This window comes from Stakelama saccharophila, assembly GCF_032229225.1.
Lineage (GTDB): Bacteria > Pseudomonadota > Alphaproteobacteria > Sphingomonadales > Sphingomonadaceae > Sphingomonas > Sphingomonas saccharophila.
In genome coordinates this window covers 2521330-2544846 of the sequence record NZ_CP135076.1, presented here as the reverse complement: position 1 = coordinate 2544846, position 23517 = coordinate 2521330, and the positions used below count along the sequence as shown (strand labels likewise).

Here is a 23517-nt window from a genome sequence, read left to right as displayed (position 1 = left end):
TCGCGAGCGTGTAGCGGCATCGGCGGCGGCGGGCAAGGCCGGATGCGAGGCATCGCCACGACGGCGCGCACGCGGCTTGCCGGCTCCGCCGCAATGCGTCATCACCTGGCGCCATGCGGGCGGCGGCAGGAGCAGGCATGGGGTATATCGGCAGCGGTCGACAAGGGGGCGCACGCTGATGCTGGTGCTGGCCGGCATCGCGGTGATCGCGCTGGGGTTCCTGTTACGGTTCAATCCGTTGCTGGTGGTGGCCGTATCGGCGCTGGTCACCGGGCTGGCGGCGGGGCTGGACCCGGTGGCGGTGCTCGCCGCCTTCGGCAGGGCGTTCAACGACAGCCGCTACGTCACCGTCATCTACATCGTCCTGCCGGTGATCGGCCTGCTGGAACGCTATGGCCTGCAGCGCCGCGCGCGCGAACTGATCGCCAGGCTGAAACGGGCGACAACGGGGCGGCTGCTGATCGGGTACATGCTGTTCCGCCAACTGACCGCGGCGGTGGGCCTGAACTCGATCGCCGGCCCGGCGCAGACGGTGCGCCCGCTGATCGCGCCGATGGCCCAGGCGGCGGCCGAGCTTCAGACCGGCGGCGACGGCGAATCCGAACGGGTGAAGGCAATGGCGGCGGCGACCGACAATGTCGGGCTGTTCTTCGGCGAGGACATCTTCATCGCCATCGGATCGATCCTGCTGATGAAAGGCGTGCTGGAGAATTACGGCATCGACATCGAGCCGTTTCACCTGTCGTTATGGGCGATCCCGACCGCGATCGCCGCCGCCATCGTTCACGGGACGCGGCTGCTGCTGCTCGACCGCTCGTTGAAGCGCAAGCGCGCATGATCGGCCTCAACTTCGTCTATACCGTCGCCGGACTGGCCTTTGCCGCCTTCGCGCTGTCGGCGCTGGCGGTTCGGCCGCGCAAATGGGCCAATGCCGCCTTCTACTTGCTGATCGCGACCAGCTTTCTGGCCGGCGATCTGCTGGGCGATGTCGGCAACGGCGTCCTGGTGCTGGCGCTGGTCGCGCTGGCGGCAAGCGGCCGGATGCGCGGCGGCGAGGCGCGCGAGGGCGCAGTGCGACCGCGCGGATCCAGGCTGTTCCTGCCGGCGCTGCTGATCCCGGTGGCGGCACTGGTCGGCACGCTCGTCTTCAAGCAATTGCCGGCATGGTTCGACCCCAGAGAGACGACACTCGTCGCGCTGACGGCGGGCGTGTTGCTGGCGCTGGCGGTCTGCTATGCCTGGCTGCGGCCGGGGACCGCGATGCCGTTTCACGACGGGCGGCGGCTGATGGACGATGTGAGCTGGGCGGCGATCCTGCCGCAGATGCTGGCGAGCCTGGGGGCGGTGTTCGCGCTTTCGGGCATGGGCGACGTCGTTGGCGATCTGGTGACGCAAGTGATCCCGTCGGGCAGCCTGGCGGGCGCGGTGATCGTCTACGGCCTGGGCATGGCGGCGTTCACGATCATCATGGGCAATGCCTTCGCCGCCTTTCCGGTAATGGCGACCGCGATCGGCATTCCGCTGCTGGTCAATGGCTTCGGCGGCGATCCGGCGCCGGTCGCGGCGGTCGGGATGCTGGCGGGCTTTTGCGGCACGCTGCTGACGCCGATGGCGGCCAATTTCAACCTGGTGCCGGCGGCGCTGCTCGACCTGAAGGATCGCGGCGGCGTGATCAAGGCGCAGGCGGCGACAGCGCTGCCGCTGCTCGCGTTCAACATCGTGTTCCTGTACCTGGTATTGCGATGAACCGACTGACCGAGGAAACCGCCCGGCGCTTCGCCGCCCTGACGCTCGACCATGTCGGGCGCGAATTTCCCAACAAGCTGGATCACGTGATGGCGGGGCCGGACGATGTCCGCGCGCCGTCCGACCTGCACCCGGTCTTTTACGGCAGCTTCGACTGGCATAGCTGCGTGCATGGCTGGTGGCAGTTGCTGCGGCTGGCACGCGCCTTTCCCGACATGACGGAGGCGGCTGCGATCCGGGCGCGGGCCGATGCCATGCTGACGCCCGAAAGGATCGCGGGCGAGGCCGCCTATCTCGACCGGCCGGAGAGCGCCGGGTTCGAGCGGCCTTATGGCTGGGCCTGGCTGCTGGCGCTGCACGGCGAGGCGGAGCGCCACGATGCGCCCTGGGCCGAGGCGCTGGCGCCGCTCGCCGCGCGGTTCGCACGCAGGTTCCGCGACTTCCTGCCGCGCCTTACCTATCCGATCCGGGTCGGCACGCATTTCAACATCGCCTTCGCCCTCGTGCTGGCACGCGACTGGGCCGAGGCGCGCGACCTCCCGCTCATGCACGCGATCGACGAGCGGGCGGGCGCATGGTTCGGGGCGGACCGCGATTGTCAGGCGTGGGAACCGGGCGGCGATGAGTTCCTGTCGCCGGCGCTGATCGAGGCGCTGTTGATGAGCCGCGTGCTGGCGGGCTCTGCGTTTCCGGCCTGGTTCGACGCCTTTCTGCCGGCAGCGGCGCAGGGGCAGCCGGACACGCTGTTCACGCCCGTCACGGTGTCGGATCGCAGCGACGGCAAGATCGCGCATCTCGACGGCCTGAACCTCAGCCGCGCCTGGTGCTGGCGGTCGCTGGCGCGGGCGCTGGGGGAGGGGCATCCGGTCGGGCCGCTGGCGCAGGACAGCGCCGGGCGGCACCTGGTCGCCAGCCTGCCGCACATCGCCGACGACTATATGGGCACACACTGGCTGGCGAGCTTCGCGCTGCTGGCGCTGACCGCCTGAGCCGCGATCAGGCCGCGCGGCTGGCGCGGTCGCCGGTGGCGAGGCCGCGTGCTTCCTCCACCGGGAGCGGGCGGCCGAAGAAGTAGCCCTGCGCCCTGGTACAGCCGAGCCGCTGGATCATCAGATGCTCTTCTTCCGACTCCACGCCTTCCGCCGTGGTGGCCATGCCCAGACTGTCGGCCAGCGCCACGACCGCGCGGACGATCGCCACCGCTTCGCGCACGTTGCGCGCTGCGTCCTGGACGAAGGCGCGGTCGATCTTGATGGTGGAAAAGCGCGTGCGCGACAGATTGCCGAGCGGGGAATAGCCGGTGCCGAAATCGTCGAGGCTGAGGCGAACGCCGAGGTCGATCAGCCGGTCGAGCACCTGTACCGTGCCCGTTCCTTCGCGCAGGAAGACGCTCTCGGTCACTTCCAGCTCCAGCCGGTCGGCGCTGAGGCCGCTCTGCGCCAGCGTCTGCGCCACCATGTTGACGAAGTTCGGGCTGTGCAACTGTTCGGGCGAAACATTGACTGCGACGCGGATATCGTCCTTCCACTTCGCCGCTTCGTTGCAGGCGGTGCGCAGCACCCATTCGCCGATCGGTGCGATCAGGCGCGCATCCTCGGCCAGCGGCACGAATTTCGCGGGCGAGATGACGCCGAATTCGGGATGCGTCCAGCGCAACAGCGCCTCGAACCCCTTCAGCGCGCCGGTGCCGGCATCGACCACCGGCTGATAGAGCAGGTGAAGCTGATCGTTCTTGAGCGCGCTGCGCAGCGCGATCTCCAGCACGCGCCGTTCCTCCGCCGCGGCATGAAGCTGCGGTTCATAAGCATGGAAGATGCCGCCGCCCGCGTCCTTCGACCGATAGAGGGCGAGGTCGGCGGAGCGGATCAGCATTTCCGCCGTCCGGCCGTCGCGCGGGCCGATCGCGATGCCGACACTGGCGCCGATATACAGCGTGTGCTGGTCGACCTCATAGGGGCGCGACAGCGCATCGATGATCGTTCTGGCGAGCTGGTCGATCCGCGCGGAATCCCACGCATCGGGCAGGACGACGGCGAATTCGTCCCCGCCCAGCCGGCCGACCATGCCGGTGTCGCCCACGATGCGCTTCAACCGGCCCGATACGCGGCTGAGAAGGCGGTCGCCGACGGGATGGCCGAGCGTGTCGTTGACCGCCTTGAACCGGTCGAGGTCGATCATCATGAAGCCGGCGCGGCCGCCCCATTTTTCCGATTCCGCGATCGCCGCCGCCAGCGTTTCGTTGATGAGCAGGCGGTTGGGCAGGCCGGTCAGCGTGTCGTAGCGGGCCATGCGGTTGATCTTGTCGGCGCTGCGCCGGGCCTCCGTGACGTCGGAGCCGACGCCGCGAAAGCCGATGCACTGGCCGTTCTCGTCGAACCGCGGACTGGCCGAGATTTCCCACCAAAATTCCTGGCCCTGGGCATAAACGGGCAGCAGCAGGTCGCGGAAGCTGTCGCGGCGTTTCAGCTTTTCGGCCAGGTCGCGCAGGCCCGCGGCGACGTTGCCGCTTTCCCAGGTCGGCCCGGCGAGCAGCGCCAGAAAGGACGTGCCGTTGATGGCGGCGGGATCGAGGCCGAAGGTGCGGGCGAGGCGCGGGCCGGCGCGCACGACGCGGCGCTGCGCGTCGATTTCCCACAACCAGTCGGCTTCGGCCTCCTCGAATTCGCCGAGCAGCAGGCTGACCGTTTCGTCGCGTTCGGACAGGGCGATCTCGCTCGCCCTGAGCCGTACCATCATGCGGCCGCGCTCCAGACTCGCGACCAGGGACAGCAGGGTCACGAACACCATTGTCCCGCCCAGCACGTCCTGCGCGGACAGAAGCAGCGATGCGGCCGCCGCCGCGCCCGTCACGCCGATGAACGCGATTGCGGCCAGCGGCACCGCGCTGAGCGCGAAGGCCGCCGTCATCATCTGGACGGCGAGGACGAGCCAGAAGGTCTGACCGGTCAGCGGATCGACCTGAGGCACGAAGCCGAGTGCCGGAACGACCCAGAACAGTGCGAGCAAAAGGCCCTCCAGCGCCGATTCGCGCAGGCGGGCCGCGGTCGCGGTGATGCGGCTGTGGTTGCGCCCGGCCATGCGGCGAATCGCGATCGCGGCCGACAGGCCGATCGCCAGGCCCGCCCAGGGCAGCAGGATCGCGGCGGGAAGGTCGTGACGGAACAGCATCGTCACGAGTGCCACGCCTGCGAGATTCACCACGAAGACGATCCAGGCCAGCCGCCCGGCGGCGCTGAGCTGCGCAGCGCGGATCGGCGCCCACTCGGCCGAATCGGCAAAATCGCCGAGTCCGATCAGGCCCCGGAAATCGCTTCGCGTGCGGGTGAATGGCGAGGTCGTTCGATGCGTCACCCGGCCAGCCTAGCCGAGCGACGGTTAGCGCATGGTTAGGCCGGGAGGGTTTGGGCGAAAAAATCTCGCGGCGCGCGGCGGCGGGACGCGGAAGGCGATCCCGCGTCCCCCCGATCAGGCGGCGATGTCGTAGGGCTTTATCTCGCCGGCAAGATAGAGGTTTCGCGCCTTGGCCCGGCTGAGCTTGCCCGAGCTGGTGCGCGGCAGGGTGCGCGGCGGCACGAGTTCGACGACGCAGTTCATGCCGGTGATCGAGCGGACCCGATCGCGGATGTCGTCGCGCAGGCGCGTGCGCTCGCTGTCGTCGGAGGTGCGGCACTGGACCAGCACCGCCGGCGTTTCGTCCCCGCCCGGCGTGGTGATGGCGAAGGCGGCGATGTCGCCGGCCTTGAAGCCGGGAAGCTGCTCCACCGCCCATTCGATGTCCTGCGGCCAGTGGTTGCGGCCGTTGATGATGATCATGTCCTTGGCGCGGCCGACGATGAAGACATAGCCGTCCGACATATAGCCCATGTCGCCGGTATCGAGCCAGCCGTCGGTCATGCAAGCCTCGGTCGCCTCGGGGTCGCGGAAATAGCCGACCATCAGCGACGGGCCCTTGCACCAGACCTTGCCGATATCGCCGTCGCGAAGCGGATTGCCATCCTCGTCGCGGATTTCGATGGTCATGTCCTTCACGGGCTTGCCGCAATTGACGATAGCGCGGTAGCGCTGCGGCCGGTCGCCTGAGCCCGACTGGCCGGAAAGCTGCGTTTCCTCGACCAGTTCGACGCGGATGCCTTCGCCCGGCGGCATGATCGAGACGGCGAGCGTGGCCTCCGCCAGGCCGTAGCTGGGCAGGAAGGCCGATGCCTGGAACCCGGCATCGGCAAAGGCGTCGACGAAGCTCTGCATCACGTCGGGGCGGATCATGTCCGCACCATTGCCCGCCACGCGCCAGCGCGACAGGTCGAAACGGTCGGATGCCTTGGTCTGGCTCGACATGCGCCGGGCGCAGATGTCGTAGCCGAAGGTCGGCGAATAGGACAGGGTGGTGCCGGAATTGCGGCTGATCATGTCCAGCCAGGCGAGTGGTCGCCGGGCGAAATCCTCGGTCTTCAGATAATCGGTCGAGACCTGGTTGGCGATCGGCGAGAGGAAGCAGCCGACCAGCCCCATGTCGTGATACCAGGGCAGCCAGGAAACGCAGCGGTCGGTTTCGACCAGTTCCATGCCGTGGCTGTGCGCCGACAGGTTGTTGAGCAGCGCGTGGTGCGTGATCGCGACGCCGTGGGGAAAGCGCGTCGAGCCGCTGGAATATTGCAGATAGGCGATGTCTTCCGGCGCGGCTTGCGGCAGTTCCGTTTCCGGCGCCTCGCGTGTCGAAAAGCTCGTCCAGTCGGCGGCATCGACGCCGTTCAGGCGCGCCGCCTCGCCGGCCAGCGCTTCCAGTTCCGGCGGGAACAGGAGGAATTTCGGGTCGCAGCTCTGCAACTGCACGCGGAGCTGGTCGATATAGGATTCGCGTCCGCCGAACGAAGTCGGCAGCGGCAGCGGCACCGGCCAGGCGCCGGCATAGATGGTGCCGAAGAACAGGGCGGCGAATTCGGCGCCCGTTTCCGCGATCAGCGCGATACGGTCTTCGCGGCCGATGCCGGCGGCGATCAGGCGGCGGGCCTGGGCCAGCGCGTCCCGACGCAACTCGGCAAAGGAATAGGCACGCACCAGCGTGCCGCGCGGATCGTGGAAGTTCAGCCCGCGGCGGCCGGTCGCGGCATAATCCAGCGCCTCGCCGATCGTATCGAAATCGGCCAGGCGGCGCGGCAGCGTGTCCTCCGTCGGCGTCGGCGCAAGCGCCGCCGTCGTGCCGGAGTCCGGCGTTACCCGTTTCGATTCAACAGCATTCATCGTCGTTCGTGCGCCCCTGACTTTCCAAAGAGCCTTGTTTTCCATCCGATGAGCTCCTGCACCGGTCCAACGTTCAAAATCGGTTGCCACTGTGGCACAATCATGGCGTATGTCGCGACCCCGCCGCCCGCCGCCGCCGCTGACCGCGGAAATGCTGGAACGCCTGGCGCTCAGATATGTCGAGCGATACGCCACGACACGGGCGAAACTGGCCGCATATCTGGAGCGCAAGATTCGCGAGCGCGGCTTCGAGGACGGTGTGCCGCAAGTGACCGCGATCGTCGAGCGCTTCGCCGAACTCGGCTATGTCGACGACCGCGCCTTCGCCGAGGCGCGGGCCGCGGCGATGGCGCGCCGCGGGCTGGGCGAGCGGCGGGTGGCGAGCGCATTGTGGCAGGCCGGGGTCGAGGCCGACGATGCCGAGGCGCTGGCCCCCGACATTGCCGAGCGGGCGGTGGAAAGCGCCGTCACCTTCGCCAGACGGCGGCGCATCGGCCCCTTCGCGGCCGAGGCGCCGGATCGATCTGGTCGGGAGAAGCATATCGCGGCGATGATCCGGGCCGGCCACGCCTTCGAGCTTGCGCGCGCGATAGCCTCGCTGCCGCCGGGCGGCGACATCACCTTTCTGTTCGAGGCGTAGGAGGTTTTCCAGCCCCCGGCCGCATTGCCGCATTGTGCAATCCTGTGTTAAACGACGCGCAGGGGGAGAAGAACTATGGGTGCCAACCCGCAAGTTGCGGCGAACAGTTTCGATCCTGCCTCCGACGATGCGTTGAACGACGGCGTCGGCGCCGACGGACTCGTTCTTTCGGGGGCCGTGAAATGGTTCGACGTGTCGCGCGGATTCGGGTTCATCGTCGCGGACGATGCGGCGATCGGCGACATTCTGCTGCACTTTTCCGTACTGCAGGAACATGGCCGGCGCAGTCTGCCCGAAGGCGCGCGGGTGGAATGCGTGGCGGTCCAGCGGCCGCGCGGTTTCCAGGCCCGCTCGATACTCTCGATCGACCTGTCCTGCGCGGTGGAAACGCCGCTGCGGCGCCCCAGCGAGCAGGTCGACCGGCTGGAACTGATCGCCGCGGCCGGGCCGTTCGTACCGGTGACGGTGAAGTGGTTCAACCGGCTGAAGGGATACGGTTTTCTGATCCACGAGGAGGAAAGCCGTGATATCTTCGTCCACATGGAAACGCTGCGCCGCGGCGAAATCGAGGATGTCCGGCCCGACGAGGCCTTGCGGGCGCGCATCGTCGAGGGCGATAAGGGACCGCTCGCAGTTGCCGTCGAAAGGACCGATTGACCCCATGAAATTCGTACATGCGTTGGCCGCCGCGATGCTGGCCGCCGGGTTGGGCCTGTCGGCGACGGCCTGCACCAGCAATGGATACGCCACCAACGATGAGGAGGCGGTGGCGGAAAAGGTCGACGTCACGATCGAGAGCGCTTCCGGGGCGCACGTCTTTCACACCGAAGTCGCCAAGAGCGCCGCCGAGCAGGCGCGCGGGTTGATGTACCGCACCGACCTGCCGGACGATTTCGGTATGCTGTTCTGGCCCTATCCGGCCGGCGGCGGCGCGCCGCGAGAGGCGAGCTTCTGGATGAAGAACACGCCGAGCCCGCTCGACATCATCTTCATCCGGCCCGACGGCACGATCGCCCGTGTCGCCGCCAATGCCGTGCCCTTCGACGAGAGCCCGATCGCGTCGGGCGAGCCGGTGGGCGCGGTGCTGGAAATTCGCGGCGGCCGGGCGGGCGAACTGGGCATCCAGGAAGGCGACACGGTCCGCTGGCCGGGGCAAAAGCGCGGCTGAGGCGCGCGCGGGCGTTTTCCTTCCCTGCTGCGGCGAAAGGGGGCGCGACGGGAAGGTCGCCGCTTGAACCGGCTGCCGAGCGGAAACGCGCTCCAGACGGCAGCGCCTGCACTTGTCACGCGCCTGTGGGGGCCGGTTTCGGGCGATGCACCGCGCGTCCGGGCGCTTTGCATGATCGAATGATGGCAAGGGCCATTGCCCGCGACCGCCTCTCGCGGTAATCGCGCTTGCCATGGGCATCCTGAAATCGATCTTCACCTGGTGGGAAGGCGCCACCTTCGGCACATGGCTCGGTCTGCGCGGCAAGCGGCGCATGGGCGAGGACGCGCTCGGCAACGTCTATTACGAGGGCGGCAAGGACACGGCGGGCAATCCCCGCCGCTGGGTGATCTATAAGGGCGCCAACGACGCAAGCCGGGTGCCGCCTGACTGGTTCAGTTGGCTGCACCACCATATCGACCAGACGCCGGACGACGCGCCGGTGCCCGTTCGCACCTGGCAGAAGCCGCCGGTTCCGAATCTTACGGGCACCGCGCTCGCCTATCGCCCGCCCGGCGCGCTGGAAGTCGGCGGGCACCGCGCCGGCGCGACCGGTGATTACGAGGCCTGGAGCCCCGACGCGTGAACCGACGGCTGCTCTACGCCGGCGGGGGGGTGATCGCCGCCGCCCTGATCGGCGTGGGCGTGTGGCAGGGGATCGAGGCCTATCGCGACGGCGAGGCGGATTCGACCATTCTGGCCGACCCGGGCAGCGGCGCGGAAGGGCGCACGGCGCTGGACCGCGCCGCCGATGCCGGCGAGGTGGTGACGATCCGCACCGAGCAGCGCACCGATCCCAATCGCGGCGCGACGCCGATGGCGCAGCGCGTCGCGGTGCTGGGTTTCCTCAACAAGCGCAACGGCGAATCGCGCGACGTGAAGCTGAAGCCGGGACAGGCGACGCGCATCGGCGACGTGATCATCCACCTGCGTGCGTGCGAGCGAACGGCGCCGTGGGAGCCGGAAACCTATACCGGCGCCTTCGTCCAGCTCGACGTGCGGCAGGCCGACGAAAGCTGGAAGCGGGTTTTCTCGGGCTGGCTCTACAAGGAACGGCCGGCGCTCAACGTGGTCCAGCACCCGATCTACGATGTGTGGCCCAAGAGCTGTGCGATGACCTTTCCCGAAACGGGGCCGGAGACGGTATCGGGCGATTCGGGCGCGGTGGCGGCGCCCAGCGCATCGAGCGCGCCGAAATCGCCGGCGCCCGAGGCCACGCCGTCGGCACCGGCCGAACCCGACGCCGCGGGCTCGCCCAGCGCGGCGGAGAGCAACGCGACATAATCGTCGCGCGGCACCTCGACCGCGCCCAGCGAGGCGAGGTGATCGGTCTGGAACTGGCAGTCGAGCAGCGTGAACCCGCCGACCTTGAGCCGCGCCACCAGCCATGCCATTGCGACTTTCGAAGCGTCGCGGGCGCGACTGACCATGCTTTCCCCGAAAAAGGCGCGACCCAGCGCAAGGCCGTAGAGCCCGCCGACGAGCCTGTCATCCTGCCAGCATTCGATCGAATGGGCGTGGCCGGCGGCGTGGAGCCGCAGGAAGACATCCTCGATCGCGCCGTTGATCCAGGTATCGGGCCGATCCTCGGCCGCCTGGGCACACAGGCCGATAACGTCGGCGAAAGCGTGGTCGGCGGTCACGCGGAACCGGTCGGACGCGATCGTCTTGCGCAGCGAACGCGACAGGTGAAAGCGATCGAGCGGCATGATGCCGCGGAATTTTGGCTCCACCCAATAGACGCCGGGCGCGTCGCGATGGTCGGCCATGGGAAAGACGCCCATGGCATAGGCCTTGAGGACCAGGCCCGGATCGAGACGCTGATGATGCCCTGTCATGCCGTCGGCCCGGCGGTGCGCCGCATGTCGACCCCCTGAAATTCGCGCGAAAGCCGGCTCGTCATACTGCGGAGATGGGTCGGAGACGGGGACAGCGCAAGCACGGCCGCGCATGAAAAGAGGGCCGGAACCCGTGGTTCCGACCCCATTCTTGATTGATATCGCGGTGGTCCGCGGTCGTCAGGCCTTGCAGGTCTTCGACGCGCCGTCCGTGGTATAGGTGATCTGCTGCTGATCGCCCTTCACGGTGACGCCGTCGGCCGACCAGGGGCCGCCCTCGGCGTCCGAGGTCAGCACCTTCGGCGGCGCGTCTTCCTCGGCGCGGAAATGAACCTGCTTCCCGTTGCTGAAGAAGTCGACATAGACGAGGCTGTTGTCGCCGCAGCGGAAGCTCTTGCTCGCCGTCATCGACGGCGGAAGCTCGACCGGCGTCGCATTCTGCAGCGCATCGTTCATGGGGTCCGGAGCGCGGGAGTCCACGACTTCCGGCTTATGGTTGCAGGCTGCGAGTGAGAGCGCAACCATGACGGCAGATATGGGGAGAGCTGACTTGATCATGACGGAGCGCTAGTTCGCGCATGCAGCACGAATGGTCAATACCCCTTTGCATCGCGACGTAATTTCATTTTGCAGCGCATTCGGAAACGGTAGCGTTTACACTCATTTCCAACCGGTTTCGTGAAAGGAGTATGCGCGACGCGGTACGCGACCGGGACCGTGCATTGGCCGGCGCCGGGCGCCGGTGTGGCTTAAAAAGGCGAATCACGATGCGTTGCGGCCGAAGCGTTTGGCCAGGAGCCCGGCCAGCGGCGGGCCGACGAGCAGCACGGTGACGAAGCGGACCATCTGCAACGCCACGACGAAGGCGATGTCGACCTGGGTGGACGCGGCGATGATGGTGACGGAATCGGCGCCGCCGGGGCTGGTGGCGAGGTACGCGGTCACCAGGTCGATGCCGAGCCGCCATGCCAGCAGCAGGGCAAGACCGCCGCAGAACAGGATCAGCAGTCCGATGGCGAGCAGGATGCGGGGCAGTGCACGCAGGGCAATGCGGATGGTGTCGCGCGTGAAGCCAAGGCCGATGCGCCAGCCGACCACGGCATAGCCCAGCGCCAGCAGCAATTGCGGCGGGGCGAGTGCGATGGCGCCGGAAAGGTTCAGGATACTGCCGAGTATGATCGGGCCGATCAACGCGCCGGCGGGAAGGCGAAGTGCGAGGCCGGCAACCGCACCTGCGCCCGCGACGGCGATGGTGACGAGCGCGTCATGCGCATTGAAGGCACCGACCCACTCGATCGACAGGCCGTGGCCGCCGCCGCGACCGAGGAAGATCGCCGATAGGATCGAGGCGGTGACGGCGACGCAGACCACGCGGCTGTAGGTCATCACCGCGACCAGTCGGGCATCGGCGCCGGACGCCTGCGCCATCAGTACCATCGCCGTGGCCGCGCCCGGCGTCGATCCCCAGATGGCGGCGGTTCCGGGCAGGACCTGCCAGCGGCTGAGCATATAACCGATCAGGCTGCTGGCGCTGAGGGTGGCGGCGATGACGCCGGCGAACAGCGCCCAATTGTCGGCGAGCGTCGTGAAGATGCTCGTGGTGATCGCGCCCGCGATCAGGCAGCCGACCAGCGCCTGCGCGCCATAGAAGACAGGTCTGGCGATCGGCACCGTACGCTGCGCGGCCGCCAGGAGGATCGCGCCCAGCATCGGGCCGAGCAGGAGGCCGGCGGGAATGCCGGCGAGTTCGAGGGCAGCGGCGAAGCCGGCGGACAGAACGGCGAGGGCCGCCCAGCGCAGGAGCAGGGTGCCGCCGCCGCGATCAGGCGTCGCCAAGGCGAAGATCGTCGGACGTGCGGATGCGGGCGAGCTTCGGCAGGATATTGGCGATGGCGAAATGGTGCAGTTCTTCGGAACGTGACGCGCAGGCATCCTCGGCGACGACGATGTCGTAGCCCAGTTCCCACCCGTGCCGCGCCGTCGATTCGACGCCGAAGTTGGTGGCGATGCCGGCGATGACCAGCGTCTCGATACCGCGCCGGCGGAGCTGGAGGTCGAGCCCGGTGCCGGTAAAGGCGCCCCATTGGCGCTTCAGGATCCGGATGTCGCCCGGCTGTTCGAGGCCGTCGACCAGGTCGCTCCAGCCGGCCGGCATTCGGCCGGGCTCGAAGCCGAGCGGTTCGTCGGCCCGGGTCGAGGGGAGGTCACCGCCGTCCGCCGACCATCCGACATGAACGAGCACGACCGGTGCGCCCGCCTTGCGAAAGCGGTCGGCAAGCGCCTTGGCCGCCGCAACGACGGAGTCGCCGTCGCGTGGCTGCGTGTGCGGACCGGCGATGCCTTTTTGCAGGTCGATGAGGACGAGGGCGGTGGTTTTCGGGTCGAGTTCGGTCATCGGCGTTCCCTGTGCGGCTGGTATCGGCAGAATGGCCGAGGGCGGCGGGACGTTCCCGCGTCACAACATGGGCTGGCAAGTTCAGCATGACGGGCGAGGAGCAGCATAGTCGGGTGTACTTAATGGATGCGCTCTGGCGCGCGCCCTGCTACCGGCGCGGGCGACCATGCTCAATCTGAACGACATCACGGTGCGCCTCGGCGGGCGGACGATCCTGGACCATGCGAGCGCGGCGTTGCCGCCCCGATCCCGCGTGGGGCTGATCGGACGCAACGGGGCCGGGAAATCGACGCTGGTGCGGGTCGTCGCCGGTCTGCTCGAACCCGACGGCGGCGGGGCGGAAATGCCCAAGGACGCACGGCTCGGCTATATCGCGCAGGAGGCGCCTGCCGGCGACGCGTCGCCATTCGACACGGTGCTCGCCGCCGATACCGAGCGGGCGAGCCTGATGGCCGAGGCGGAAACCTGCACCGAGCCGCACCGGCTGGCCGAAGTGCACGAGCGGTTGCTGGCGATCGACGCGCATGCAGCACCTGCGCGGGCGGCGCGTATCCTGTCCGGGCTGGGATTCGACGAGGAGGCACAGCATCGGGCGCTCGACAGCTTTTCCGGCGGGTGGCGGATGCGCGTGGCGCTGGCGGCGCTGTTGTTTTCCGAACCCGACGTGCTGCTGCTCGACGAGCCGTCGAACCATCTCGACCTCGAGGCGGTGCTGTGGCTGGAGGATTTCCTCAAACGCTACCGCGCGACGATCCTGATCGTCAGCCATGAACGCGACTTCCTCAACAACGTCGTCGATCACATCCTGCACCTGCATCAGGGCAAGCTGACGCTTTATCCCGGCGGGTATGACGCGTTCGAGAAGCAGCGCGCCGAGCGGCTGGCACAGATCGAGGCGGCGCGGGCGAACCAGCAGGCGCAGCGGGCCAAGCTGGAGGATTATATCCGCCGCAACTCCGCGCGCGCCTCGACCGCGAAACAGGCGCAGAGTCGCGCCAAGGCACTGGCGAAAATGACGCCGATCGCCGCGGCGGCGGAAGATCCGACGCTGTCCTTCGGCTTTCCCGATCCTGCCGAGCTGCGCCCGCCGCTGGTGACGCTGGACGATGCCAGCGTCGGCTATGGTAACACACCGGTGCTGAAGCGGCTCAACCTGCGGCTCGATCCCGACGACCGCATCGCGTTTCTGGGGCGCAACGGCAACGGCAAGACGACGCTGGCGCGCTTGCTCGCCGGGCAGCTCGAACCGATGGACGGCACGGTCAACGGATCGGGCAAGCTGCGCGTCGGCTATTTCACCCAGTATCAGGTCGAGGAGCTGGACGCCGACGACACGCCGCTTGCGCACATGACGCGGGTAATGCCGGATGCGAAGCCGGCGGCGGTGCGCGCGCAACTCGGCCGGTTCGGTTTTTCCGGCGACCGGGCGACGGCGCTGGTCGGCACCATGTCGGGCGGGGAGCGCGCGCGCCTGGCGCTGGCACTGATCACGCGCGACGCGCCGCACATGCTGATCCTGGACGAACCGACCAATCATCTGGACGTCGATGCGCGCGAGGCGCTGATCCGCGCGCTCAACGACTATGCCGGCGCGGTGGTGATCGTCAGCCACGACCGGCATATGGTCGAGACCACGGTCGACCGGCTGGTGCTGGTCGATGACGGGACGGCGGTGCCGTTCGACGGCAGCATCGACGATTATGTCGCGCTGGTGCTGGGCAGCGAGGCGAAGGCGGAGGGCAAGTCCGAAAAGAAGGCCAGCCGCAAGGACGAACGCCGGGCGGCGGCGCAGGCGCGCGAGCAACTGAAGGTACTGCGCAAGGATGCCAAAGCGGCGGAAACCGAATTGGAGAAGCTGACCGCCGAGCGCAGCGATATCGACCGGGCTATGTTCGCGCCGGACGAGGCGGCTGCGCGGCTGCGCGATCTGTCGATGACCGAACTGATGAAACGGCGCGCGGACGTGGAAAGCCGGATCGCGGCGGCGGAGCGGCGCTGGCTGGAGGCGAGCGAGGCGCTGGAGGCGGCGGAGTAGCGCTGACGCCGTTAGGACCGATCGGCATTCAGCCCTGACGGCTGCGCAAATGTCGGCTTTGCGAGCTTCCGGTGCTCACGACCCTTTAGATCGCTGCGCTCCGGGTCACGCAAAACCACCATTTTCGGTTCGTCATCTTCTGAATGTCGATCGATCCTAGCCTTCCGGCAGGGTCAGGCGCAGGTCGCGGGCGTCGGGCGGATCGGTTGCCCATGCCTGCAGCCGGCCGCGCTGGAATCCGTAGCCGTAGATGTGGCGGATATAGCCGTTGGCGAACATCGGATGCTTTTTCGCGCCGAAATCGCTGCCGATATAGGCGAAGCGCACGGTCGTCCCGCGATCGCGCGCGAGATAGAAGGCGGCGCGCACCTCCGCCGCGAGCGCGGACTGCAGTGCCAGATTATAGGCGTTGCGGAGGACCGGTATCGTCTTCGGCGTCACGAAGCGGAAATCGCCGCCCCATTTGCTGCTGGCAATGATGTAGAGCGTGCGGTTCGGGCGGTGCGGCGCCGGCGCGGTGCGGTCATCGGGCCGCGTCAGGATCTGCGACACCGTGCCGCCGTCGACATGCAGCTCGCGGATGGTACGGCTGCCCGATACCGCGTCGATCGCCACCGGCGGGAACACGCCGGGCAGCGAGCCGGAGGCCAGCAGCACCCTGCGGAAAAGGGCGTAGCGGCCGGGCGCGTCGCTGGCGGCGATGGCGCCCATGTCCCACACCACTGCGCGCTGGGCATCGAGATTGCTGGTCTCCACGAACAGCCGACGGCCGCGCCGATGCTGGGCGGCGACGGCATCGATGACGGCATCGGTGATCTGGGCGCGGATCAGGGCGGCGAGCGGCTTCGCCGACATGACGCTGGTAGAAAAGGGAATGGTCGGCGCAAAGCGCATCTGCAGGACGTCGCCGGTGTCGAGGCCGGTGAAGACATGGCGGACATGATCGTCCCATTCGGGACCGAGAAAGGCGAAGGGGGCGATCAGCGCACCGGTGCTGACGCCGGTGACGACGGTGAATTCGGGGCGTGTGCCGCTGGCGCTCCAGCCGTTCAGGAAGCCGGCGGCGAAAGCGCCGTCGTCGCCGCCGCTCGACAGCGCGAGCGTGACCGTCCCGCCGGGCGGATCGAGCGGTGGCGTCATGCGGCGCGCGGCCAGCGGCGAATCCGCCCAGAAACGCGCCTCGGGAATGCCGGGAATGCGCGCGGTCGCCTGCTCGATGCGGGTGAAGGGCGCGCGGTCGATGGTGGCGCAGGCGGACAGGAGCAGAAGGCCCGCGGCGGCGAGGAGGCGGATCATGCGGTGCTGTTTGCCGGGCCGCGCGGCGCGGTGCAATGCCGATTGCCGCCGATGCGGGTGACCACTCCGCCCGCTCGTTCGCGCGACTGAAGCGCGGCCGCCAAGTTCGGGTTTGCCGGATCGCATTATCGATTGCTTGCGGGCGGCGATGCGGCGCGCCATGTTCGCGGTCATGCAGGTTACCCAGGACACGCTCGCCCTTATCGGCAATACGCCGCTCGTCCGGCTGAAGGGCCCCAGCGAGGCCAGCGGCTGCGACATCTACGGCAAGTGCGAATTCGCCAATCCGGGCGCAAGCGTGAAGGACCGGGCGGCGCTGTTCATCGTCCGCGATGCGGAGGAAAAGGGGCTGATCGGCCCCGGCGGCACGATCGTTGAGGGGACGGCCGGCAATACCGGCATCGGCCTGGCCCTCGTCGCGAACGCCAAGGGGTACAAGACGGTGATCGTCATGCCCGAGACGCAGAGCCGTGAAAAGATGGACACGTTGCGCGCGCTGGGCGCCGAACTCGTGCTGGTGCCGGCCGCGCCCTATTCCAACCCGGGCCATTTCGTCCACACCTCGCGCCGGCTGGCCGAGGAGCGCGAGAATGCGATCTGGGCCAACCAGTTCGACAATGTCGCCAACCGGCGCGCGCATATCGTCGGCACCGCGGCCGAGATCTGGGAGCAGATGGAGGGGCGCGTCGATGGCTTCACCTGTGCCGTGGGCACCGGCGGAACGCTAGCCGGCGTCGGGCTGGGGCTGAAGGAGCGCGACGAGAACGTCAGAATCGCGCTCAGCGATCCGCACGGCGCCGCGCTCTACGACTATTACGCCCATGGCGAGCTGAAATCCGAAGGATCCTCCGTCGCCGAGGGGATCGGGCAGGGACGGATCACCGCCAATCTGGAAGGTGCGCCGGTCGACACGCAGTTCCGCATTTCCGATGCCGAAGGGCTGGAATGGGTCCGCCGCCTGCTGCACGAGGAGGGGCTGTGCCTGGGCCTGTCCTCCGGCATCAACGTCGCCGGGGCGGTACGGCTGGCGAAGGAACTGGGCCCGGGCAAGCGGATCGCGACGATCCTGTGCGACACTGGGTTCCGGTATCTGTCGACGCTGTACAATCCGGAATGGCTGAAGGCGAAGGGGCTGCCGGTCGCGTAGGACGATCGCCGGGATCGCACTTCGGAAGACGCCGCGTCGACGCGGATCGGTGTCGCGCGACAACGCTTCGCGTGCCGCCGCAGTCGACAGGGGCGGTGTTTGCGCTTACAGGCGATACGCTATGGAGCCGGAAACCAGGGATCCCGGACAGGCGATGCAGCGGGTCCGCGTCGGAATGACGGGCCTGGCGGTCGTTCTCGTCCTGATCGCGCTGGCCTCCGCCATCCATTCCGTCGACCAGAGCGAGCCGGAAACCAACCTGATCGCCGCCAACGAGGTCGCCGTGAACGAGGTTGTGGAAAAGGCGCCGGAGGAACCGTTGGCCGAATTGGGCGTGACGCCGAGCACATTGCCGGCCGAGCCCGGAAACGCCGCCACCATTACCAAGCAGATCGAGGCGGAACAGCAGAAGGACAGCGCCAAGAGCCGCTGATCCGCCGCGGGCGCCGATGCAGCCCGGCTATAATCCATCCTGTCCCGCCCATTCCCGCACCCGCCCGCCGCCGAACGGCCCCGGCGATCCGTTCGCGCATCTCCGCCGGGGAATGAAAAATACATAAGAAGAACAGAACAAGTATGTAACGGCATTATTCCGCGCTTTGACCATAAAGTGGGGCGAATTACCCACTTGGCCCGTGAATTCCCATTGTATTCCCCAACCGGTTGGAGTACCAAAATGGCTGACAGGGCAGACTCTTGTTCTCCGGCTGATTCCAACTGGCGAGCGGCGATAGCCGCTTGGCGGAAGGCAGGAGTTTTGCGCGCCGAAGGGAAAGGGCGTGGCTGGACGCAGTGCATATCGCGGAGTTGGGCTTCAGGGGGTCGACGAGAAAGGTCGCGTCGCCATCCCGGCCAACCTGCGCGCCGCCCTGGAGCGGAACACCGATGCCGATGCCGGCTCGAAGAATGCGCGTACCTTCCTGATCGGCGCGCACGAGACCGAGCGGTGCCTGGTCGCCTATGACGAAGCGCAAGGCGATGCCCTGTGGGAACAGCTCGAAGCCCGCGAACGCGATTATACCGGCGAACGCGGCGAGATCGATTTCAACATCCTGCGCGAAGGCGCCGGTGCTGCGGAAACCGCCCAATATGACAGCTCCGGCCGCTTCATCCTGCCCGCATTCCCGCGCAGCTATGCCCGGATCGGCCGCCACGCCTTCTTCTACGGCGTGCTCAAGCGGGTCGAGATCTGGGACCCGAAGACGCTGCTCGAACACGAGCGGGCGCCCGAAATCATGAAGGAGGCCTGTCGCTTCTACATGGCGGAAAAGGGGATCGAGCCGTGACGGCGCAGCGGCCATTGCCCCATGTTCCCGTGCTGATCGGGCCGGTGCTCGACGCCCTCGCCATCCAGTCCGGCGAGCGGCACGTCGACGCGACCTTCGGCGCCGGCGGCTATACGCACGCGATCCTCGAGCGGGGAGCCGAGGTGGTCGCCTTCGATCGCGATCCTGCAGCGATCGAAGGCGGCCAGGCGCTCGTCGCGGCGGCGGATGGGCGGCTGACGCTGATCCACGCGCCGTTTTCCGCGATGGAGCGGGAACTCGCCGAACGCGGCCTGACGCCGGTGGACGGCGTGACCATGGACATCGGCGTGTCGTCGATGCAGCTCGACCAGGCGGAGCGCGGCTTTTCCTTCCAGTCCGACGGCCCGCTCGACATGCGCATGAGCCGGGAAGGCGAAAGCGCCGCCGATTTCGTCAACGAGGCGGAAGAGGCGGTGATCGCCGACGTCATCCATGAATATGGCGAGGAGCCGCGCGCGCGCCGGGTGGCGAAGGCGATCGTGGCGGCGCGGCCCATCACGCGGACGGGCGAACTGGCGCAGGTGGTGCGCAAGGCGCTGGGATACCGACCGCACGACAAGAAGGATCCCGCGACGCGGACCTTCCAGGCGATCCGCATCCACCTGAACCGCGAACTGGGCGAACTGGCCGAGGGGCTGGCCGCGGCGGAGCGGGTGCTGAAGCCGGGCGGGCGGCTGGCGGTCGTGACCTTTCACAGCCTGGAGGACCGCATGGTGAAGCGGTTCCTGCGGGAACGTTCCGGCGCGACGCCCGGCGGATCGCGGCACCTGCCGCGGATGGCGGCGACGGTGGAGCCGAGCTTCGACAAGCCGGCGCGGCCCGTCCGCGCCGACGATGCGGAAACCGCGCGCAATCCGCGCGCGCGGTCCGCGACATTGCGCGTGGCGCGCCGCACGGCGGCGGCGCCCTGGAAATCCAAGGGAGACGAATGATGGCGGTATATGGGTTCAAGGGGATCGGCTGGATCATGTCCTGCATGATCTTCGCGCCCGGCTGTTATCTGGTGACGTCGCAGGTCGCGGCAGAGCGTGCCCGCGTCGAATCGGTCGACCGCGCGATCCGCGATGCGCAGCGCGACATCCGCGACCTCAATATCGAGCTTCGCACCCGCGCCAGCATGGCGCAGCTCGAACAGTGGAACAGCGACGTGCTGGCGTTGAGCGCGCCGCGGCCGGATCAATATCTCGCCAGCGGCGCGCAGGGCGTGGCGCAGCTCGACGCCGGCCAGTTCGGCCAGGGCGAGCCGCAATATGTCGCTTATGTCATGCCCGGCGCCGGCGATGTCGCTCCGGCCGGCGCGACGCATGGCGACGGCGTCGACCATAGCGGAGCGGCGCCTGCGGTCGCGCTGGCCAGCGCCGATACCGACGGCCCGGCGCCGGCGCGCATGATCAAGGCGGTGGCCGCGCCCGACCGCTCGCGCGCGGCCGATAATCCGCACGAGCAAAAGGTGGCGATGCTCGACGAGAAGCTGTTGAGCGAATCGACGCTCGGCGACATCGCCCGGCGCGCCCGAATCGAGGCGGCGGTCCTGCGTTGATCGTCCTGGTCGCCCCTTCCGCCGACGACCGCCGCACCGGCGGCCGCCATGCGCTGACCAGCGTCGCGCATGGGCGGTTGATGGTGCTGTTGCTGTTGTTCGCGGCGGGCGGATTGTTGATCCTCGGCAGGTTGGGGCAACTCGCCATCTTCTCGCCACCCGGTGAGGCGCGGCTGGTCTCGGCCCGGTTCGTGCCCCTGCGCGGCGACATCGTCGACCGCAACGGCCAGCCGCTGGCCCAGACCATCGACGCCTGGTCGATCGGTGTCCATCCGCACAAGGTGATCGGCGACAAGCGGCAATTGGCGCAGAGCCTGGCGCGCATCATGCCGGAGCACGATGCGCGCTGGTATTATCACCGGCTGACGCTGGATGCGCCGTTCACCTATCTCGCCCGCCGCGCCCTGCCGGAGACGGTCGACGCGGTGAACGCGCTGGGCGAGCCCGGAATCGCGCCGGGGCGGGAACCCGAGCGGCTGTACCCGCAGTCGCAGCTCGCAGCGCATGTGCTGGGCTTCGTCGGCGCCGACGGCCACGGGCTGCGCGGCATCGAGCGCGCCTTCGACAAGCGGCTGACCGATCCCGCGCGGCGCGCCGACCCGCTGACGCTGTCGATCGACATGCGGGTGCAGGCGGCGATGCAGAGCCGGCTCGGCACGGCGATGGAGACCTTCGGCGCCAGGGCGGCGAGCGGCATCGTGATGGACATCCATACCGGCGAGGTGATCGCCATGGTGTCCTATCCCACCTTCAACCCCAACGACATCCGCCATGCGACGGCGGACCAGTTGCGCAACAACGTGACGCAGTCGGTCTATGAGCTGGGCTCCACCTTCAAGCCGCTCACCATGGCGCAGGCGATCGACACCGGCACGGTGACGTCGATGGCGCGCCGTTTCGACGCGACCAAGCCGCTAAAGGTCGGCGCATATTATATCCACGACGATCCGGGCGACGAGCAGGAACGCTGGCTCAACATTCCCGAAACGCTGATCTATTCGTCCAATATCGCCACCGCGCGGATCGCCGACCTGCTGGGCGAGGCGAAGATGAAGGCGTTGTTCCACAAGCTGCGCTTCGATCAGGAACAGCCGATCGAACTGCGCGAACGGGCCAAGCCGTTGTGGCCGAGCTATTGGGGGCGGACGACGACGATGACGACCGCCTACGGTCACGGCATCGCCGTTACGCCGCTGCACCTGGCGACGGCCTATGCCGCGATGGTCAATGGCGGCATTCTGCGCGAACCCACGCTGCTGCGGGTGCCGGAAGGCAAGGAGCGTCGCGGCAAGCGTGTGTTTTCCGCGGCGACCAGCGCGCGCCTGTGCCAGTTGCTGCGCCTCGTCGTGCTCGACGGCACCGGCAGGAAGGGCCGCGCGCCCGGCTACCGCGTCGGCGGCAAGACAGGAACCGCGGAAATGGCGGACGCGGGCGGCTATGCGCGGCACCGCAACGTATCGACATTCGCCGGCGTGTTTCCGATGGACGATCCGCAATATGTGGTGATGGCGACGCTGGTGGCGCCCAAGGGCACGAAGGAAACCTATGGTTTCACGACCGCGGCGTGGAATGCGGCGCCGGTGGTGCGCGAAACGATCCAGCGTGCCGGCCCGATCCTTGACGTGATGCCGAACGAACACCGCGACATCGACGTGTCCGACCTGACGCCGCTTGTGCTGACCGCGTCGGGCGAACAGGTGGCGCAGGCGCAATGAAGCTGGGCACGCTGACCGGAGGCACGGAAACCGAACAGGTAACGGGGTTCGCGATCGACCACCGCAAGGTCGCGCCGGGCACCGTTTTCGGCGCGTTCCAGGGGACGCGGTTCAACGGTGAGGACTATATCGACCGGGCGGTGGCGAGCGGCGCCATCGCGGTGGTCGCGCGGCACGAGGCGCAGGTATCCGGCGCGGTGCACATCGCCGCCGACAATCCGCGTGCCTGCTTCGCCGAACTCGCCGCGCGGTTCTTCGCACCGTTCCCCGCCCACGCCGTGGCGGTGACGGGCACGAACGGCAAGACGTCGACGGTCGAACTGACGCGCCAGCTCTGGCGCATGGCGGGCCATCACGCCGCATCGATCGGCACGCTGGGCGTCAGCACCGCCGAAGAGGCGGTCTCGACCGGCCTCACCACCCCCGATATCGTCACCTTCCTGTCCAACGTCGCCGGGCTGGCGCGCGAGGGCGTGACCCATCTGGCGTTCGAAGCGTCGAGCCACGGCCTGGCGCAATATCGTACCGGCGGATTGCCGGTCTCCGCAGCGGCCTTCACCAATCTCAGCCGCGATCATCTCGACTATCACGGCGACATGGCAGCCTATTTCACCGCCAAGCTGCGGCTCTTTTCCGAGGTTCTCGATCCGCAGGGCGCGTCGGTCGTGTGGGTCGACGATCCCAATTCCGACCGGGTGATCGACCTTGCCCGCGCGCGGGGCAACCGCTTGATCACGGTGGGCGAGCATGGCGACACCCTGCGCCTCGTCGCGCGCGATCCGACGCTGCTGGGCCAGGGGCTGGTGATCGAGGCCGAGGGGCGCGAGCACAGGGTCAACCTGCCGCTGATCGGCGCCTATCAGGCTGCGAATGCCCTTACCGCGGCGGGGCTGGTGATCGCCACGGGCGGCGACGTCGCGCAAACGATTGCGGGCCTGGCGCGCCTGCAACCGGTGCGGGGGCGGCTGGAGCGTGCGGTCATCACGCCGAAGGGAGCGCCGGTCTATGTCGACTATGCACATACCCCCGATGCGCTGGAGGCGGCGATCGCGGCGCTAAAGCCGCATGCGGCAGGCCGGCTGATCGTCGTATTCGGCGCCGGCGGCGACCGCGATACGGGCAAGCGCGAGCCGATGGGGCGCGTCGCGGCCGAAGGCGCCGACCTTGTTTTCGTCACCGACGACAATCCGCGCGGCGAAGCGCCTGCGCGCATCCGGGCCGAGATCATGAAAGGCGCCCCGAACGCGATCGAGATCGACGGCCGCCGCGAGGCCATCGCCGCCGCCATCGCCGAAGCGATGGGCGACGATATCGTACTGTTGGCGGGCAAGGGACATGAACAGGGGCAGATCGTCGGCGACATGATATTGCCCTTCGACGACGTGACCGTCGCGCGCGAGGCTGCGGCGTGAG

The 23517-nt window shown here is 68.1% G+C and carries 22 protein-coding genes and 1 pseudogene; 16 read left to right on the top strand and 7 right to left on the bottom strand.

Annotated elements, in window-relative coordinates; genetic code table 11:
• The first annotated feature begins 178 nt into the window (after positions 1-178).
• From RPR59_RS11845 to RPR59_RS11835, 3 genes are read left to right on the top strand one after another with little or no spacing between them, the layout of a single operon-like run.
• Positions 179-838: a DUF969 domain-containing protein gene (locus RPR59_RS11845; protein WP_313914297.1), complete on the top strand. Its 660-nt coding sequence runs from the start codon at positions 179-181 to the stop codon at positions 836-838.
• Entirely contained in the window at positions 835-1746 is a 912-nt protein-coding gene (locus tag RPR59_RS11840) for a DUF979 domain-containing protein (RefSeq protein WP_313914295.1), read from the top strand. The genes RPR59_RS11845 and RPR59_RS11840 overlap by 4 nt, the downstream gene beginning before the upstream one ends.
• Positions 1743-2735, top strand: coding sequence for a DUF2891 domain-containing protein (locus tag RPR59_RS11835; protein WP_313914293.1), 993 nt, complete (start codon positions 1743-1745; stop codon positions 2733-2735). The genes RPR59_RS11840 and RPR59_RS11835 overlap by 4 nt, the downstream gene beginning before the upstream one ends.
• Before the next feature lie 7 nt (positions 2736-2742).
• Here RPR59_RS11835 and RPR59_RS11830 read toward each other — a convergent pair whose 3' ends face one another.
• The gene (locus tag RPR59_RS11830; RefSeq protein ID WP_313914291.1) at positions 2743-5097 is read right to left on the bottom strand and encodes a putative bifunctional diguanylate cyclase/phosphodiesterase; all 2355 of its coding nucleotides are present in this window, start codon (positions 5095-5097) and stop codon (positions 2743-2745) included.
• A gap of 114 nt (positions 5098-5211) precedes the next feature.
• A complete protein-coding gene (locus RPR59_RS11825; RefSeq protein WP_313914289.1) occupies positions 5212-6984 on the bottom strand; it encodes a fatty acyl-AMP ligase in 1773 nt (590 codons plus the stop codon).
• A gap of 109 nt (positions 6985-7093) precedes the next feature.
• On the opposite strand from RPR59_RS11825, the gene RPR59_RS11820 reads away from it, so the two are divergent.
• The 5 genes and pseudogenes from RPR59_RS11820 to RPR59_RS11800 form a co-directional block, all read left to right on the top strand.
• On the top strand, positions 7094-7624 hold the full coding sequence (locus RPR59_RS11820) for a RecX family transcriptional regulator (protein ID WP_313914288.1): 531 nt from the start codon (positions 7094-7096) through the stop codon (positions 7622-7624).
• A gap of 75 nt (positions 7625-7699) precedes the next feature.
• The gene (locus tag RPR59_RS11815) at positions 7700-8281 is read left to right on the top strand and encodes a cold-shock protein (protein ID WP_313914285.1); all 582 of its coding nucleotides are present in this window, start codon (positions 7700-7702) and stop codon (positions 8279-8281) included.
• A 4-nt stretch (positions 8282-8285) separates the two neighbouring features.
• The gene (locus tag RPR59_RS11810; RefSeq protein WP_313914283.1) at positions 8286-8792 is read left to right on the top strand and encodes a DUF192 domain-containing protein; all 507 of its coding nucleotides are present in this window, start codon (positions 8286-8288) and stop codon (positions 8790-8792) included.
• A 232-nt stretch (positions 8793-9024) separates the two neighbouring features.
• Entirely contained in the window at positions 9025-9417 is a 393-nt protein-coding gene (locus RPR59_RS11805; protein ID WP_313914282.1) for an NADH:ubiquinone oxidoreductase subunit NDUFA12, read from the top strand.
• A 230-nt stretch (positions 9418-9647) separates the two neighbouring features.
• Positions 9648-9881 (top strand): annotated as a pseudogene (locus RPR59_RS11800) (DUF2155 domain-containing protein); the annotation flags it as partial.
• A gap of 35 nt (positions 9882-9916) precedes the next feature.
• Here the strand turns inward: RPR59_RS11800 and aat are convergent.
• The 4 genes from aat to RPR59_RS11780 form a co-directional block, all read right to left on the bottom strand.
• The gene (gene aat, locus RPR59_RS11795; protein ID WP_313914280.1) at positions 9917-10669 is read right to left on the bottom strand and encodes a leucyl/phenylalanyl-tRNA--protein transferase; all 753 of its coding nucleotides are present in this window, start codon (positions 10667-10669) and stop codon (positions 9917-9919) included.
• A 180-nt stretch (positions 10670-10849) separates the two neighbouring features.
• Positions 10850-11125 carry a hypothetical protein gene (locus RPR59_RS11790; RefSeq protein ID WP_313914279.1) on the bottom strand — a complete coding sequence of 92 codons (276 nt, stop codon included), beginning with the start codon at positions 11123-11125 and terminating at the stop codon, positions 10850-10852.
• Positions 11126-11431: 306 nt separating this feature from the next.
• Positions 11432-12505, bottom strand: coding sequence for an AbrB family transcriptional regulator (locus tag RPR59_RS11785; protein ID WP_313914277.1), 1074 nt, complete (start codon positions 12503-12505; stop codon positions 11432-11434).
• Entirely contained in the window at positions 12492-13064 is a 573-nt protein-coding gene (locus tag RPR59_RS11780; protein WP_313914275.1) for a hydrolase, read from the bottom strand. The genes RPR59_RS11785 and RPR59_RS11780 overlap by 14 nt, the downstream gene beginning before the upstream one ends.
• A gap of 166 nt (positions 13065-13230) precedes the next feature.
• Between RPR59_RS11780 and RPR59_RS11775 the strand changes: the two genes are divergently transcribed.
• Positions 13231-15099, top strand: coding sequence for an ABC-F family ATP-binding cassette domain-containing protein (locus RPR59_RS11775; protein WP_313914273.1), 1869 nt, complete (start codon positions 13231-13233; stop codon positions 15097-15099).
• A 156-nt stretch (positions 15100-15255) separates the two neighbouring features.
• Here RPR59_RS11775 and RPR59_RS11770 read toward each other — a convergent pair whose 3' ends face one another.
• On the bottom strand, positions 15256-16395 hold the full coding sequence (locus RPR59_RS11770) for a patatin-like phospholipase family protein (RefSeq protein ID WP_313914271.1): 1140 nt from the start codon (positions 16393-16395) through the stop codon (positions 15256-15258).
• A gap of 172 nt (positions 16396-16567) precedes the next feature.
• Here RPR59_RS11770 and RPR59_RS11765 point away from each other — a divergent pair, with 172 nt between their 5' ends.
• From RPR59_RS11765 to RPR59_RS11735, 7 genes are all read left to right on the top strand, one after another.
• Complete coding sequence (locus RPR59_RS11765) at positions 16568-17542, top strand: cysteine synthase A (RefSeq protein ID WP_313918490.1); 975 nt, start codon at positions 16568-16570, stop codon at positions 17540-17542.
• A 121-nt stretch (positions 17543-17663) separates the two neighbouring features.
• Complete coding sequence (locus RPR59_RS11760; RefSeq protein ID WP_313914268.1) at positions 17664-17975, top strand: hypothetical protein; 312 nt, start codon at positions 17664-17666, stop codon at positions 17973-17975.
• 346 nt (positions 17976-18321) lie between these two features.
• Positions 18322-18828: a division/cell wall cluster transcriptional repressor MraZ gene (locus RPR59_RS11755; RefSeq protein WP_313914265.1), complete on the top strand. Its 507-nt coding sequence runs from the start codon at positions 18322-18324 to the stop codon at positions 18826-18828.
• The gene (gene rsmH / locus RPR59_RS11750; RefSeq protein ID WP_313914263.1) at positions 18825-19781 is read left to right on the top strand and encodes a 16S rRNA (cytosine(1402)-N(4))-methyltransferase RsmH; all 957 of its coding nucleotides are present in this window, start codon (positions 18825-18827) and stop codon (positions 19779-19781) included. The genes RPR59_RS11755 and rsmH overlap by 4 nt, the downstream gene beginning before the upstream one ends.
• Entirely contained in the window at positions 19778-20389 is a 612-nt protein-coding gene (locus RPR59_RS11745; RefSeq protein WP_313914261.1) for a hypothetical protein, read from the top strand. The genes rsmH and RPR59_RS11745 overlap by 4 nt, the downstream gene beginning before the upstream one ends.
• Positions 20386-22104, top strand: a complete 1719-nt coding sequence (locus RPR59_RS11740; protein ID WP_313914259.1) for a peptidoglycan D,D-transpeptidase FtsI family protein — start codon at positions 20386-20388, stop codon at positions 22102-22104. Before RPR59_RS11745 ends, RPR59_RS11740 begins: the two co-directional genes overlap by 4 nt.
• Positions 22101-23516, top strand: coding sequence for a UDP-N-acetylmuramoyl-L-alanyl-D-glutamate--2,6-diaminopimelate ligase (locus RPR59_RS11735; protein ID WP_313914258.1), 1416 nt, complete (start codon positions 22101-22103; stop codon positions 23514-23516). The genes RPR59_RS11740 and RPR59_RS11735 overlap by 4 nt, the downstream gene beginning before the upstream one ends.
• The last annotated feature ends 1 nt before the right edge of the window (position 23517 follow it).

Bases quoted from the DNA above. Each gene is read 5' to 3' on its own strand.
- RPR59_RS11845 (WP_313914297.1), top strand. From the start codon at position 179: ATGCTGGTGCTGGCCGGCATCGCGGTGATCGCGCTGGGGTTCCTGTTA.
- RPR59_RS11840 (WP_313914295.1), top strand. From the start codon at position 835: ATGATCGGCCTCAACTTCGTCTATACCGTCGCCGGACTGGCCTTTGCC.
- RPR59_RS11835 (WP_313914293.1), top strand. From the start codon at position 1,743: ATGAACCGACTGACCGAGGAAACCGCCCGGCGCTTCGCCGCCCTGACG.
- RPR59_RS11825 (WP_313914289.1), bottom strand. From the start codon at position 6,984: ATGAATGCTGTTGAATCGAAACGGGTAACGCCGGACTCCGGCACGACG.
- RPR59_RS11820 (WP_313914288.1), top strand. From the start codon at position 7,094: ATGTCGCGACCCCGCCGCCCGCCGCCGCCGCTGACCGCGGAAATGCTG.
- RPR59_RS11815 (WP_313914285.1), top strand. From the start codon at position 7,700: ATGGGTGCCAACCCGCAAGTTGCGGCGAACAGTTTCGATCCTGCCTCC.
- RPR59_RS11810 (WP_313914283.1), top strand. From the start codon at position 8,286: ATGAAATTCGTACATGCGTTGGCCGCCGCGATGCTGGCCGCCGGGTTG.
- RPR59_RS11805 (WP_313914282.1), top strand. From the start codon at position 9,025: ATGGGCATCCTGAAATCGATCTTCACCTGGTGGGAAGGCGCCACCTTC.
- aat (WP_313914280.1), bottom strand. From the start codon at position 10,669: ATGACAGGGCATCATCAGCGTCTCGATCCGGGCCTGGTCCTCAAGGCC.
- RPR59_RS11790 (WP_313914279.1), bottom strand. From the start codon at position 11,125: ATGAACGATGCGCTGCAGAATGCGACGCCGGTCGAGCTTCCGCCGTCG.
- RPR59_RS11780 (WP_313914275.1), bottom strand. From the start codon at position 13,064: ATGACCGAACTCGACCCGAAAACCACCGCCCTCGTCCTCATCGACCTG.
- RPR59_RS11775 (WP_313914273.1), top strand. From the start codon at position 13,231: ATGCTCAATCTGAACGACATCACGGTGCGCCTCGGCGGGCGGACGATC.
- RPR59_RS11770 (WP_313914271.1), bottom strand. From the start codon at position 16,395: ATGATCCGCCTCCTCGCCGCCGCGGGCCTTCTGCTCCTGTCCGCCTGC.
- RPR59_RS11765 (WP_313918490.1), top strand. From the start codon at position 16,568: ATGCAGGTTACCCAGGACACGCTCGCCCTTATCGGCAATACGCCGCTC.
- RPR59_RS11760 (WP_313914268.1), top strand. From the start codon at position 17,664: ATGGAGCCGGAAACCAGGGATCCCGGACAGGCGATGCAGCGGGTCCGC.
- RPR59_RS11745 (WP_313914261.1), top strand. From the start codon at position 19,778: ATGATGGCGGTATATGGGTTCAAGGGGATCGGCTGGATCATGTCCTGC.
- RPR59_RS11735 (WP_313914258.1), top strand. From the start codon at position 22,101: ATGAAGCTGGGCACGCTGACCGGAGGCACGGAAACCGAACAGGTAACG.